This is a genomic window from Dictyoglomus sp. DH (assembly GCF_055181375.1).
Window position 1 is genome coordinate 540,606 of the sequence record NZ_CM143706.1, and the last position, 14,515, is coordinate 555,120.

Annotated in this window: 15 protein-coding genes; 12 read left to right on the forward strand and 3 right to left on the reverse strand. The window is 30.0% G+C overall.

The window, feature by feature from the left end:
• Nucleotides 1–16 precede the first annotated feature (16 nt).
• The 3 genes from ACY3JJ_RS02515 to ACY3JJ_RS02525 form a co-directional block, all read right to left on the reverse strand.
• The gene (locus ACY3JJ_RS02515; protein ID WP_463092573.1) at nt 17–208 is read right to left on the reverse strand and encodes a tetratricopeptide repeat protein; all 192 of its coding nucleotides are present in this window, start codon (nt 206–208) and stop codon (nt 17–19) included.
• Between the two features lie 9 nt (nt 209–217).
• Nucleotides 218–460, reverse strand: coding sequence for a hypothetical protein (locus ACY3JJ_RS02520; protein WP_463092226.1), 243 nt, complete (start codon nt 458–460; stop codon nt 218–220).
• An 80-nt stretch (nt 461–540) separates the two neighbouring features.
• A complete protein-coding gene (locus ACY3JJ_RS02525; protein WP_463092227.1) occupies nt 541–1,461 on the reverse strand; it encodes a calcium/sodium antiporter in 921 nt (306 codons plus the stop codon).
• A gap of 219 nt (nt 1,462–1,680) precedes the next feature.
• On the opposite strand from ACY3JJ_RS02525, the gene ACY3JJ_RS02530 reads away from it, so the two are divergent.
• From ACY3JJ_RS02530 to ACY3JJ_RS02585, 12 genes are all read left to right on the forward strand, one after another.
• A complete protein-coding gene (locus tag ACY3JJ_RS02530; protein ID WP_463092228.1) occupies nt 1,681–2,568 on the forward strand; it encodes a MalY/PatB family protein in 888 nt (295 codons plus the stop codon).
• A gap of 45 nt (nt 2,569–2,613) precedes the next feature.
• Entirely contained in the window at nt 2,614–2,880 is a 267-nt protein-coding gene (locus ACY3JJ_RS02535) for a hypothetical protein (protein WP_463092229.1), read from the forward strand.
• Nucleotides 2,881–2,904: 24 nt separating this feature from the next.
• Nucleotides 2,905–4,305: an alpha-L-fucosidase gene (locus ACY3JJ_RS02540; RefSeq protein WP_463092230.1), complete on the forward strand. Its 1,401-nt coding sequence runs from the start codon at nt 2,905–2,907 to the stop codon at nt 4,303–4,305.
• Nucleotides 4,306–4,349: 44 nt separating this feature from the next.
• Entirely contained in the window at nt 4,350–5,399 is a 1,050-nt protein-coding gene (locus ACY3JJ_RS02545) for a hypothetical protein (protein ID WP_463092231.1), read from the forward strand.
• Entirely contained in the window at nt 5,400–6,245 is an 846-nt protein-coding gene (locus ACY3JJ_RS02550; RefSeq protein WP_463092232.1) for a diguanylate cyclase domain-containing protein, read from the forward strand. It abuts the gene before it with no gap.
• Complete coding sequence (locus tag ACY3JJ_RS02555) at nt 6,235–7,698, forward strand: hypothetical protein (protein WP_463092233.1); 1,464 nt, start codon at nt 6,235–6,237, stop codon at nt 7,696–7,698. Before ACY3JJ_RS02550 ends, ACY3JJ_RS02555 begins: the two co-directional genes overlap by 11 nt.
• Nucleotides 7,695–8,951 carry a glycosyltransferase family 2 protein gene (locus tag ACY3JJ_RS02560; RefSeq protein ID WP_463092234.1) on the forward strand — a complete coding sequence of 419 codons (1,257 nt, stop codon included), beginning with the start codon at nt 7,695–7,697 and terminating at the stop codon, nt 8,949–8,951. The genes ACY3JJ_RS02555 and ACY3JJ_RS02560 overlap by 4 nt, the downstream gene beginning before the upstream one ends.
• Nucleotides 8,951–10,936 carry a cellulose biosynthesis cyclic di-GMP-binding regulatory protein BcsB gene (locus ACY3JJ_RS02565; protein WP_463092235.1) on the forward strand — a complete coding sequence of 662 codons (1,986 nt, stop codon included), beginning with the start codon at nt 8,951–8,953 and terminating at the stop codon, nt 10,934–10,936. The genes ACY3JJ_RS02560 and ACY3JJ_RS02565 overlap by 1 nt, the downstream gene beginning before the upstream one ends.
• An 11-nt stretch (nt 10,937–10,947) precedes the next feature.
• Nucleotides 10,948–12,264: a glycerate kinase type-2 family protein gene (locus tag ACY3JJ_RS02570; protein ID WP_463092236.1), complete on the forward strand. Its 1,317-nt coding sequence runs from the start codon at nt 10,948–10,950 to the stop codon at nt 12,262–12,264.
• A gap of 58 nt (nt 12,265–12,322) precedes the next feature.
• The gene (locus ACY3JJ_RS02575) at nt 12,323–13,036 is read left to right on the forward strand and encodes a sensor histidine kinase (RefSeq protein WP_463092237.1); all 714 of its coding nucleotides are present in this window, start codon (nt 12,323–12,325) and stop codon (nt 13,034–13,036) included.
• Complete coding sequence (locus ACY3JJ_RS02580) at nt 13,033–13,668, forward strand: response regulator (RefSeq protein ID WP_463092238.1); 636 nt, start codon at nt 13,033–13,035, stop codon at nt 13,666–13,668. The genes ACY3JJ_RS02575 and ACY3JJ_RS02580 overlap by 4 nt, the downstream gene beginning before the upstream one ends.
• A 106-nt stretch (nt 13,669–13,774) precedes the next feature.
• On the forward strand, nt 13,775–14,512 hold the full coding sequence (locus tag ACY3JJ_RS02585) for a response regulator (protein WP_463092239.1): 738 nt from the start codon (nt 13,775–13,777) through the stop codon (nt 14,510–14,512).
• Nucleotides 14,513–14,515: the final 3 nt, after the last annotated feature.

Here is a 14,515-nt window from a genome sequence, read left to right on the forward strand (position 1 = left end):
GGGGGCTTTATTTTTTTTATTGTTTCAAATAATCCTTTAAATAATCTATTGATGATTTTGCAGATTCCACATATTCACTATTAGGATAATTTTTAATTAATTTTTCATACTCTTCTATAGCCTTTTTGTAATCTTCAAGGAATTCATAGCTTAATGCAATTTCATATTGGGCATCGTCTGCGTATTCACTGTCAGGAAAGTCTTTTATAAACTTTCTTTATGCTTCAATAGCTTCTTTATATTTAGCATCATAATATAATTCTCTTGCCTTTTTATACGCCTCTTCATCTGGTGTTTTTTCCTTTACAGTCTCCACAGGAGAAGTAACAGCAGGGGTCTCAGGAGTGGATCCTTGCTCAGGAGCCTTTTTCCCTGTGGTTGAGATAATCACTCCTATAATTATTACCATGATAATTACCACAATTACGTAAGGAAACCATTTTGGAAGATTCTTGTTCATATCTTTTCTACCACCATTTTTATGGATTAGATTCTTCCCATAATATGTTAGATGTAAAAATTTTGTAATTATTCCTAATTTTAAAAAATAAAATTTAGTATTATAGAAATGAAATATAAAGAAAGAAGGATAAGCCCTGTTTTCTTTCCTATAATGTTATCCCTTTTAAGAGATATACTCAATGCAAGTAAGGTGATTAGTATTACTGGCATTATATAAGTGATAAATTTTTGATCAACTTTTATGGGATTTATTATAGATGCTATTCCTATCACCACTAATACATTTAGTATACTTGCACCTATTATATTTCCAACTCCTATATCTGGCACTTTTTTTATTGTTGAAATAACAGAATTAGCAAGTTCTGGAAGAGAAGTACCTAATGCTAATAATGTAAGTCCTATTATAAGTTCTGAAATATTGAGAAAGCGAGCAATATTTATACTACTCTCTACTAAAAATCTTGAACTAACAATAACTACTCCTATACTAAGTATCATAAGTATAAAAATTTTTATAGTTGAGTTTTGGTCTTGGTAATTATCAGATTTGCTGCTTCCTTTAACTCTATAAATTAGATAGATGAATACGGCATATATGATTAATAGAATAAAACCCTCTATTCTTGATATTTTCATATCAAACATTAATAAAAATAAGAGGAAATTAATAAATAATAAAAAAAATGAATTTTTCCATCCTAAATCGTCCACTTTCATGGGAGATATGAGAGAACATATACCAAGAATTAGGGCGGTATTAACAAGAACACTTCCTAAAGCATTGCCAAGGGCTAAATTACTGTTTCCTTTTAATGACGAAACTGTAGATACTGTGATTTCAGGAAATGTTGTGGCAAGACTTGCTAATATAAGGCTAATAACGAAATCTTTTACTCTTAGTTTTATCCCTATTATTTTCAGATATGCAGTAAATTTGTCAGATCCCTTTATTAGGAAAAATAAGCTTATTATAAATATTATCACATCTTTTAACATAAAAATTTTCTCCTTTCTTTCTGAAAGTATTTTCTTAGGATAGATTTATATTATAAATAAAAAAAGAAATCTTGAAAAATGAAAAATAATGCTGTATTTTGTAGTAATTTAAGGATGGAATTTATTTAAGTTATGACGCAATATTGTAAAAAATTAGTCAAAAATTATTAGAAAAATTTTTTCAATGATGTTGTACAATAAAATTTGTTGGAGAAAGTTATGAAATATAATTTTGATGAGGTTATAAATAGACGTAATACAGCTTCCTTAAAATGGGATGCTGTAAAAGATATATTTGGTGATGAAGATATCCTTCCTATGTGGATTGCAGATATGGATTTTGAAGTTGCAAAGCCAATAACTGATGCGATCCTTAAAAGGGCTGAGCATGCAATTTATGGATATACTACTATTCCTGATTCTCTTATAGATGCAGTGATTGAAAGAATTAAGTCAAAGTTTAACTGGGATGTTAAACCTGAGTGGCTTATTTTTACACCTGGTACAGTCTCTGCTTTATATACAGCAATAAAGGCGCTTGTTTCTATTGGGGACAGTGTACTCGTACAAGAACCAGTATATTATCCATTTTTCAGTGCAATAAGGGATAATGGAGCTCATATTGTAAGTAATGATTTAAAACTTGTAAACTATCATTATGAGGTTGATTTTGATGATCTTGAGAGTAAATTTTTAATTAAGAATGAGATATTTACAGGATCAAATCGTATTAAGGCAATAATTTTGTGTAATCCTCACAATCCTGTGGGACGAGTTTATACAAAAGAGGAGTTAACAAAGATTGGCGAGATTTTAATTAAAAATGGGGTGTTTGTCATATCAGATGAAGTTCACTGTGAAATAGTTTATAGTGCTCATAGACATGTTCCTTTTGCATCTATTTCAGAAGATTTTGCAAATAACTCTATTACTCTTATTTCAGGGAGTAAGACTTTTAATATTGCAGGGTTAGAAACATCTATTGTAATAATTCCAAACGATAAACTACGTAAGAGATTTATTGAAGCAAAAGGAAAACTTTTATCAACTCCAAATCCCTTTGGACTTATAGCAACAGAAGCTGCATTTCGTTACGGAGATGAATAGCTTTCTCAGCTTCTTGAATATCTTGAAGGAAATCTCAAGTTTCTTATGGATTACGTGGAGAAGAGAATTCCAAAGGTCAAAGTTATAAAACCTGAAGGTACATACCTTGCATGGCTTGATTTTAGAGAGCTTGGTATGGATGAGTACACTTTAAGCGAATTTCTCCGAAAGAAGGCGAAGGTTGGTCTTGATGATGGGCATATTTTTGGAAAGTCTGGAGCAGGTTTTGCTCGCCTTAATTTTGCTTGTCCTCGTAGTATTCTTGAAGAAGGTCTTAGAAGGATTGAGAGAGCAGTTAAAGAGATTATTTAAATAAATTGTTAAGGGGGTCAACATATGAAATATAAAATGCCAGAGGGACCTTTTGAGCCTACTTGGGAATCCTTGAAAAATTATAAGATTCCAGATTGGTATAAGGATGCTAAATTTGGGATATTTATACATTTTGGGGTCTATGCGGTACCTGCTTTTGGTAATGAGTGGTATCCAAGGAACATGTACATAAAGGGTACAAAAGAATATGAACATCACTTAAAAACATATGGAGACCATAAAAAGTTTGGATATAAAGATTTTATTCCTCTTTTTAAGGCAGAAAGGTTTGACCCATATGAATGGGCTGATCTTTTTAAAAAAGCAGGTGCTAAGTATGTAGTACCTGTTGCAGAACATCACGATGGTTTTGCTATGTATGATTGTAACTATACCCGATGGTGTGCCAGTAAAATGGGACCTCAAAGAGATATTATTGGAGAACTTGCTAAAGCAGTGAGAGAAAATTATCTTACCTTTGGAGTTTCCTATCATAGGGCAGAACACTGGTGGTTTTTACATGAGGGAATGAAATTTGACTCTGATGTAAGAGATAGGAATTATTTTGACCTATATGGACCTGCACAGCCTGAAAGTATGCAACCCACAGAAGAATTTTTAGAGGATTGGCTTTTAAGGCTTTTTGAGATTGTAGACAAATATCAGCCTCAGCTTATTTACTTTGATTGGTGGATAGAACAACCAGCTTTTGAACCTTATTTAAAGAAATTTTTTGCCTATTATTACAATAGAGCTTATCAGTGGGGAAGAGAGGTAGTAATAAATTATAAAAATTATGCAGTACCAAGAGAATGTGCAGTATGGGATATAGAAAGAGGAAAGCTGGGAGATATTGATCCCATATGTTGGCAGACAGATACTTCTATTTCTCGTCTCTCTTGGGGATATATTGAAAATGATATCTATAAACCAGCTAAAGAACTTATTTGGGAACTTATAGATATTGTAAGTAAAAATGGGAATTTTCTTTTGAATGTAGGTCCTAAAGCTGATGGAACTATACCTGATCCTGCTCGTGAGATTCTTTTAGAAATAGGCAATTGGCTTCTTAAAAATGGTTCTGCTATTTATGGTACAAGACCATGGAAAATTTATGGTGAAGGTCCTACAAAAGTAGCTCATGGGCCTTTTAGTGAAAAGGAAATAAGTTATACAGGAGAAGATTTTAGGTTTACTACAAAGGGAGATGATCTTTATGCTATTTTAATGGAGAAGCCTACAAAAGGAGAAGCCTTAATAAAGTCTCTTAGTACAAATCTAACTTTATATAATAAAGAAGTTAAGAAGGTAGAGATTTTGGGAATAGGAGAGATTGGATTTGAAAGAGATGAGAAGGGGCTTAGAATACATATTTCAAATTATGATAAATTAGATTATCCTTTAGTATTTAAAATTATGGGGTAAATAAAATAAGAAATTTATTCTTAATTTTCCTATTTACTATTGTATTGATTATTATTATTTTTCAAATAAAAGATTATTATTATGGATTTAAATTAAAAAATGAACTTAAAGCTTTGGAAAGGAGAGTATCATATAAAGAGAAAGAACTATTAAGTTTTATTAGTAGAGACCTTATTGATAACAGGGGATTTATCATATCAAAAATAGAAAATGGAAAGCCTTTGGAATATTCCCTTCTGGAATCTTATGGAGAATTAATGGAATATGCTTTATTAAGGGAAGACAAAAATCTTTTTGATATTCTTCTTTCAATAGTAAATAAATATTTTTATAGTAAAGAAGGATATCTATATTGGAGGATAAATAGGTTAAACTTGAAACCTGATAATAGTACTGCTTTAATAGACTCTATAAGGATCTTGTATGCTCTCTTATGTGCTTATGATACTTTTAAGGATAAAAAATATATGGAAATGGGAGAAAAAGTGGCAGATGGAATATTGAAATTTAATTCATCAGGAGGATTTTTTGTAGATTATTATGATGGAAATATGAGAGAAAAAGCTAATAAAATTTCTCTATTCTATTTAGATCTTAGAAAATTAAAAAAGATAGCTGAAATATTGTCCTCCTTTAATAAATACTACATTACATCAAAAAAGATCCTTGAAAACTCCGTACCCATAAATAGTCCTTTTTTCCCTAAGGAATTTGACTTCTTTACTTTCTCGTATAAGACCTATTATCCTCTAAATATGTTGGAACAGGTAATTACTGCTATAAATTTTGATGACACGCATAAAATAAAAGGCTTTTTAGAGTTTGTAAAAAATGAAATAAATAACTATAATAAATTAAATACATTCTATATGGATCATAAAAGGATAGATGATCAGGAAAATGTAGGGTTATATGCTATATTAGCGAAATTGTTTATTTTTAATGATGATAAATTATGGGCTAAAAAAATCTTGCCTTTTGTTGAAAAATTTAAGGGGGATAAACACTTTGGTTATGGGGATTTTCTGGGAAAAAACTTTTACGCCTTTGATCAATTAGAAGTATTATTGACATTAAGTTATATGGAGGAGTAGATGGAAAGGAATTTTATGAAAGATAATCTTATCTTTAGCCTTTTGTTAATTTTTTGGCTTCTAATTCTAATATTAATATTTAGTACTAGCTATAATGTAAATTTTATTAATTACTTATTGTTTTCTGCTCTTATTTTGAACATGTTGATAGCCTATAATCTTGGGATAATAGCTGGATTAATTACTTCTTTATTTTTAGTTTTTGGGTACGGATCCTATCTCTTATATTCCATTATAGTATTGAATACTATTTCTGAGTTTAAATTGGAATATGCTTTTTGGTTAGTTTCGTTTCCTGTAGGAGCTTTTCTTTCGGGAAGTTTGGAGAGGGAATTTAGGGTTTTAAAGGAAAGGCTTAGAGAATTTGAGGAAAGAGAAAAATTGGTTTTATTAGATGATGTTACTGGGTTTTATAATCCTTTTGGGTTTTTTCAGAGATTAGAAGAAGAGATTAAGAGGGCACAAAGGTATAAGGAGACTTTTTCTATACTTTACATTAATATTGTGGATTGGAAGGAATTGAAGAATATATATGGAGAGGATGGATATAAGAGTATCTTAAGGGTAATTGCAAATGAAATCTTAAAGAATACAAGGACTACAGACATAAAAGGAAGAATAGAAGATGGAGTTTTGGGCATCATATTGCCAGATACTGATGTCAATTCCGTAAAAATAGTAAAGGAGAAACTTCATAGAGCTTTGGATAAGATCATTGTTGAAATAGGAGGAAAAAGAAGGGTTATATCATTAAAAATTAAAATTGGTGAGGCAGGATTCCAGGAAGGTGAAGATGCACTGATTATTTGGGAAAGAGCAAAAGATAGTAGTAAATATGATGTATAAGTTTAAGATAATTCTTATCTTTCTTATCTTAATTATTTTAACCCTCTCCTTTGCAGAGGAGACTAAGAGAGTATTAGTAATCTATGACAGTTTTTCAAGAATAGGAGAAGACTATCCAATTGGGAATCAGTTGGAAGAATATTTGTCCCACTATGGAGTATATGTAGGATCTGTAAATAGTGAAGAGCTTTTACCTGATGTAACCCAATATGATCTTGTTATATATTTGGGGTTTCAAGAGAAGCTCTTAAAAAGGGATTTTTTAAAAGAGATTTCAAAGAGTAAAAAGATTGTTTGGATTGAGGAAAATATAGATCAGTTTGCAAAATATATAGGATGTAGTGAATTCAAGGATGTAGGAAAAAGATACGGCTTTATAGAGTTAAGTTATAAGGGTTATAAACTTTCTTTTGATCCTCAAACTTTTATTCATATAGTTTTTCCTAAAAAAGCCAATGTATTGTCTTATGTATCTGATGATTTAAATAATTTTCCTTATGTATTTCAAAAGGGCAATCTCTATTATTTTGGGAGATTAGATTTTAGAGATAGTACTGGAATAGTTTTTTTAGATCTTTTACATGATATTTTAGGAATTAAGCATCCTTCTTTTAAAAAAGCTCTTATAATTATTGATGAAATAAATCCTTTTACTGATGCATCTCTCCTTCAAGGAAAACTTCAGACGGTCTGTTGTCATCAGATTCCTTATTCTATAGTGGTGTATCCCACAGTAAAAAAAGATGGAAAATTATATTATCTTAGTGATAATGAAAAGCTTAGTAAGGTATTATTGGAAATAGAAAATAGTAATATTGGTATAATACAGGGAAGTTATTATGAGAAAAACTACGATTCAAAGATAAATAGTGATTTAAATCTTTTGGCAAGTTATGGAATACACCCCATTGCTTTTAAATTTTACGGTGTACCTTATAAAGAGAGATATATTGATGCTGCAAAATTCTTTAGGATCCTTCTCGATGATGATCTGGTCTTTACAAAAAGATTGTATACACTTATCTATCCAATAAATGCAGGCTTTTATAATCCAAAGGATCCAAAGAATGTGAATTTAATTTTAAGAAAAGCAAAAGATTTTTTGGCTTTGAGGGATGCCATATTAGGAATTTCTATACCTATATATTTAGATAGGGAAGACATAGAAAGGCTTATACTGGGTTTGAAAGATTTGGGTTATGATTTTCTTGATCTTTTAAAAGAGCCATATCATGTGGAGAATAATAATTTAATAATAATGAATAAAAATGGGAAAAAAGTTGTTGTAAGCAATGTATTGCCGTATTCAAAAAGTAGATTAGAAAGGTTTTTTGAGAAATTTGTTGAATATTTAAGAATTATATTGATATTCGTAGTAACAAGTTTTATTGTTATTATTCTTTATCTTGTGTTTTCCAGAATCAGATTATATGAGAGGGGAAAAAGGCAGTGAAAGTTCTGACTTTCTGGGATTATGCTTTTGTAATATCCATGGTAATGACTTGGTCTGTTCTTTTATATCATATCTTGCTAACCTATTTTGGATATCGCTATTTTCTTATAAGTTTAGACTTTGAAGAAGATGAAGAGATAAAAGAGTATCCTTTTATCTCTGTTTTAGTACCTGCTCATAATGAAGAAAAGGTTATAGGCAATACAGTAGATGCTATAGCCAGGTCTTATTATCCACAAGATAAATTTGAGATCATAGTGATTAATGATAGTTCTACTGATAGGACAGGAGAAGTATTAGAAGAGAAACAGAAGTTATATCCAAATCTTAAAGTACTTGAGATTAAGCCCCCCTTAGGAGCTAAGGGTAAATCAAATGCTCTAAATCAGGGATTAAAGATAGCAAAGGGAGATTATATAGTGGTTTATGATGCTGATAATACTCCAGAAAGAAAAGCAATTTATAATTTAGTGAGATTTATAATTAAGGATGATAATCTTGGAGCAGTGGTAGGAAAATTTAGAACGAGAAATAAAGATAAAAATCTTCTTACAAGGTTTATAAATATAGAAACCCTTAGTTTCCAATGGCTTATTCAAGCTTCAAGAAATTATTTTTTAGGTCTTACTACTATTCCTGGTACTAACTTTATAATTAGAAAAGATCTTTTGGAGAAAATTGGTGGATGGAATATTTATTCTCTTACTGAGGATACTGAGCTTACTATAAGGATATATAAGGAGGGATATAGAATAAAATGGATACCGCAAGCAGTAACTTGGGAGCAAGAGCCAGAAAGATTAAAGATTTGGATAAAGCAAAGAACAAGATGGGCAAGAGGTAATATTTCTGTTATTGCTCAGCATTTGAAGAATATATTTAGTTTAAGAAGCAAAATTTCTTTTGATATTATTTATTTCTCTTACATCTATCTTGTAGCTTTTTCTGCTATTTTAATTTCAGATATTATTTTTGGTTTGGGGCTTTTAAAAGTTATAAAACTTAATGTGGGAGGGCCTCTGTTTACTATATGGATATTAGCATATTTACTTTTTATAACTGAGACTTTTATATCTTTGAGCTTGGAAAGGGGAGAAGGTAATTTAAAAAATCTTCTACTTATATGTTTTATGTATTTTACATACTGTCAATTATGGCTTTTTGTTGTTATCAGAGCAATCTATTTTACTCTTAAAGATAGAATAACAGGTAAAACTGTGAAATGGTATAAAACAGAAAGGAGTTCAGAATAATGAGGAGATGTTTGTTTCTTTTTCTCATAATATTAATGATGGTTCCTGTTTTTGGCTATGATAATATAAAAGTGTACAATTTACCTATAACCTCTCAAGATGTTCTTCTTAATTTACCTTTAAATAGGTACTCTTTTTGGTTTTATATTCCAGAGGGAGTAAATATATTAGACAAGTGTTATTTAAATCTAAATTACTTTTATTCGGAGACCATAAAGTCTAATGAGTCTTTTTTTACCATTTTAATAAATGGATATCCTATATCCAGTAGTTCTATTGTAAAAAAAGAAGGAAACTATGTGAAACTTACTGTTAAGATTCCTGTAAGGAGATTAAAGCACGGCTTCAATGAATTAACAATTTCTACAAGACAAAGAAGCATTGAGGGACCTTGTAAAGATTTGGATAATGATGCTAATTGGTTCATTATTCACAATACTTCTATTTTACATCTTGAAACATCAGATAAGCCTTATAAAATTTCTTATTTCCCTTATCCCTTTATGGATTTATTATCTCTAAAAGTGGTTAATTCCAATATCTATTTAAATGAGGTATCAAATCAAAATTTAGATATTCTCTTTAAGCTTGTAAATAATCTTTCGATAAAGGAGAGATATAAAAGGCTTTCTTTTAGGGTGTTTTTGGATGATCCTTATGTTAAAAAAGGAGAAAATCAAATATTAATTGGAAGTTTAGAAAGATGGAGAATTTTTAATGATAAAAGTTTTACTAACATAGATGAGGATTCAGGTTTATTATATTTAGCTAAATACAATGATAATTTGCAAATATATATTTCCGGTAAAGGAAAGGGTATTAAAAAGTCTATAAAATATCTATTGAATCCTGAGCAGGTAAAATTAACAGAGACAAATCCTGTTATCATAACCTCGGAGCCTTCTTTATCTGAAAGAGAAATTGAAAGTAAGAAAGTTTTGACTTTAAAGGATCTTGGTTATAGTAATGTGGTAATTTCAGGAGCCCATCATCAAAGTTTTTCTTTCTCCTTAAAATTACCTATAGGTTATCAATCAATACAGACAGGTTCTTATATAGAGCTAAAATTTTCCCATTCTCCTGTATTAGATCCCGAGAAATCAGGTATAACTCTGTATATTAACGGGATTCCTGTAAAAGCAGAAAGATTATATGGTGGAAATATAGAAAATGGAATATTAAAAGCATATTTTCCTAAGGGTCTTTTGAAAGAAAAGGAATGGAATATTGAAATAAAAGTTTATCATGCATTGAAAGATGTGAATTGTGATAAAAGGTATGATGAGATTGCATGGACAAGGATAGATGGTGATTCTGTTATTTACTTAAATAAAGGTTATGCGGAAGAATATCCTAATTTGAGGAACATATGGAGTGGAAATTACCAGGATATCTATATATGGTTTCCTCAAAATCCAACTCCTTACGAAATATCTTTAATGGCTACATTGATAGGAAAGATTTCGCAAAACACAGGTAATATTTATAACTTTAAAGTAATTTTAGGGAATGAATTGAAAGAGGAAATGAAGGATAAGGATATCTTCTTTATAGGTAGTTTCTATGATGATAGATTAAAGAAAATTGAGAAAAATCTATGGGTAAAACCAGAAGGTAATAAATTTATATTTAAAAAAGATTTAGGTATATTCTTCGATGGTTTTACAACAGATATAGTTATGCAATCTGATTATTCTCCTCTTGGAGGAAATGGGAAACTATATGTTATCTTATACAATGACGAAAGTTCTCTTATTAAGTTTAATAATTTTTTAGATGATATAAGGAATATAGGAAAGATTTATGGACAAGTTTTCGTAATGACAAAACTTGGAAATACATCATCTTTTACTCTTGTGGAAAGAAAAGAAAGATTTATATCTATTTTTGAATTCCGACCTTCGATTCTCTATCTTGCAGTATTTATAATAGTTTTAGCAGTAAATATTATTATATTAATCTTTTTGAGAAAAAGGAGGTCATGAAATAAAAGAATATGAAAAATTTATTACAAAATATCATTATAGATACTATAAGAAGTTTGAATCCAAAAGATGCAATTAAAAAATATGTTTCCTATGATCCAGAATATAAATTGTTAAAGGTAAAGGAGAGAAAGTTTGAAATAAAAAGCAAAGTATATCTTCTTGCTGTTGGTAAAGCATCTTTTACAATGACCGAGGGGATTATAGAAATCTTAGGAGATCTGATAAATAAAGGATATGTAGTAGTACCTTATGGATATGAGGGATCTTTTGAGAGAAATATTGAGGTTATACATTCCTCTCATCCTATACCCGATGAGAATGGGGTTAAAGCTGCTGAAAAAATTTATGATTTTGTAAAAAGTATGGAGGAAGGGGATATATTAGTATTCTTATTATCGGGTGGAGGGTCTGCTCTTCTTCCATTACCAAGAGATGGGATATTGCTTGAGGATAAAATAGAGACCACTAAACTTTTGTTATCATGTTCTGCCAGAATACAAGAGATAAATGCTGTCAGAAAGCATTTAAGCAAGATAAAAGGTGGACAACTTGCTGATATATGTAAAGGAACAATTGTTACTTTAATAATATCTGATGTTCTTGGAAATCCATTGGATAGTATTGCTTCTGGTCCTACTGTTCCTGATCCTACCACATATCAAGATGTTTACAATATTTTTATTAAATATGATTTATGGGAAAAGATACCAGATAGGGTTAAAGAGCTTATAAAGAAGGGAATGGCAGGAGATATTCCAGAGACTCCAAAATCTATCGACAGTAGGCATTATGCTTTGATTATCCTTTCTAATAGGGATTATTTAGAGAAAGTGATGCAGAGGTTAAAGGAATTAGGTTTCAATACTATTCTTGTTTCAGGTTTTTTAGAGGGTGAGGCGAGAGAAGTAGCTAAGGTAATTGCAGGTATAGTTAGAGAGATAAAATATTCAGGAAATCCTATTTCTTCACCATGTGCTCTTATTTTTGGGGGTGAAACAACAGTTACTATAAAGGGCAGTGGCTTAGGGGGTAGGAATCAAGAACTTGCTTTATCTTTTGCTATTGAGATAGATGATTTTGAGAAGGTTTATATGATGGCTTTTGCCACAGATGGAAGAGATGGTCCTTGTGATGCAGCTGGAGCATATGCTGATACTACTACTCTTAAAAGGGCACGAGAATTAGGATTAGATCCAGTATTATATCTTCTAAATAATGATTCATATCGTTTTTTTGATAAGTTGGGTGATTTAATCAAAGTTGGACCTACGCATACAAATGTAAATGATATAGTTATAGTGATTATTTCTGATAATGATACTTAGTTGAAATTAGTTATAATTTATTATATAAGTTAATTTTTAAGAAATAAATAATTAAGGGGTGAAACTTATAACTTCAGATAAAGAAAAATCTTTTGAAAACTCAAAGTACAGTAGTGATTGGGTAAATCTTAGCAGATATTTAATCAAGGCTCAAGAAGAAGAGAGAAAAAAGATTGCAAGAGAGTTACATGATGAAATAGGGCAAATACTTACTGCTATAAAGATTAACCTGGAATTACTAAAGAGAAAAATAAATAAAGAGTTTGAGGAACAAATAGAAGAAAATATAAATTTAATAAATAGAGCTATACAAGAGGTAAGAGATATTTCTTTAAACTTAAGACCTTCCCTTATTGATGATTTAGGACTACTTTCGGCTATAAAATGGCTTGTAGATAAAATTAAGGAAAAAAGTAATCTGAATATAGAACTCTCCTTGAAATTTGAACAAAAGGATATTCCTAAAGATTTTTCTATAACCATCTTCAGAATAATTCAAGAAGGTCTAACTAATGTTGTGAGACATGCTGAAGCTACAGAGGTTTTATTAAAAGTAATACAAGAAGATGATGAAATTGAGATATTTATTAAAGATAATGGAAAAGGATTTGATATAAAGCAGGTTTTTAAGGATATTAGTAAAGGGATGGCTTTGGGGCTTCTTGGTATAAAGGAAAGGGTTGAACTTCTTAACGGAAGAATTGAGATTAAAAGTGAAATCCAAAAGGGTACAGAAATAAAAATTAATATTCCTTTAGAGAAAAATATATGAGTATAAAAGTTATAATTGCTGATGACCATACTTTGGTAAGAGAAGGTATTAAATCTCTTTTAAAGGATGTTGAGGGTATAGAGGTAATTGCAGAGACAGGGGATGGAGAAGAAACATTATTAAAAACATCCAATCTTAAACCAGATGTTTTAATACTTGATATTTCAATGCCAAAGGTTTCTGGAATAAGATTTTGTGAAAAGATTAAAGAAATTTCACCTGAAACCAAGATAATTATTTTATCTATGCATTTTTCTAAAGAATATTTAAGAGAAGCCTTTAGATATGGGGCTAAAGGTTATATATTAAAAGATTCCTCCTTCATTGAATTGGAATTCGCAATTAAATCAGTATATGAAGGTAATATATACATTAGTCCTAAGATAGCTCAAATGTTAGTAAAGGATTATTTGGATCTCCTTGAAAACCCATTAGAGGTTCTTACAGAACGTCAAAAGGAGATTCTTAAGTTAATAGCAGAGGGATATTCTACTAAAGAAATAGCTAATAAATTGAATATAAGCGTGAAAACCGTTGAAACTCATAAATCTCAAATTATGGATAAGTTAGGAATATATGATATTCCAGGACTTGTAAAATATGCCATTAAACATGGATTAACTGATATTTAATTTATATGTACCCATAAGAACTTTCCCTAAAAAATCTTAAGGAAAATCCTTATAGATTTATATCCATATCTATTCTATCCTTTTACAAGGAGGATGAAGTAGAAAAATGTATAAAGTAGTGCTTATTGATGATAGTAAAGATTTTATAAATTCTGCAGTAAAGATTTTGGAAGAAGAGAATTTTGAAGTTGTAGGTTTTGCTAATTCAGGCCAAGAAGGAATAAGAATTGTGAGAGAAAAAAAACCTGATCTTGTTTTTGTGGATATAGTTATGCCAGATATGGATGGTTTTTCCACTATAAAAGAAATAAAAAAAATGGAGAATCCACCTAAAACAATTATTTTAACTTTATATGATAACGAGGAATACAGAAAGGCAAGTAATGAAGTAGGAGCAGATGGCTTTATTTCAAAGTCAGAGCTGTTTTCTCATATTGACGAAATAATAGAAAAAATTGGGGGAAAAGAATATATGAAGACAATATTATTAGTGGATGATTCTAAAACTATCCGTAAAATGCTTATGACTGTATTATCAAAGATTCCCAAGGTTCAGTTTGAGGAAGCTGAAAGTGGTTTATTTGCTCTTGAAAAACTTGCATTAAAAAAGATTGATTTAGTGATTCTTGATCTTAATATGCCAGATATGCATGGAATTGATGTTTTGAAATTTATGAGAAAACATGATCTGTATAAAGATATTCCTGTAATTATATTAACTACTCGTGGGGACGAAGAAATGAAGGAAACAGCTATAAAAGAAGGAGCTAATTTGTATATGGTAAAACCCTTTAATCCCCAGGAACTTTTGGATAATGTTAGGAGGTTTTTGTTTAAGGAGTGAAAT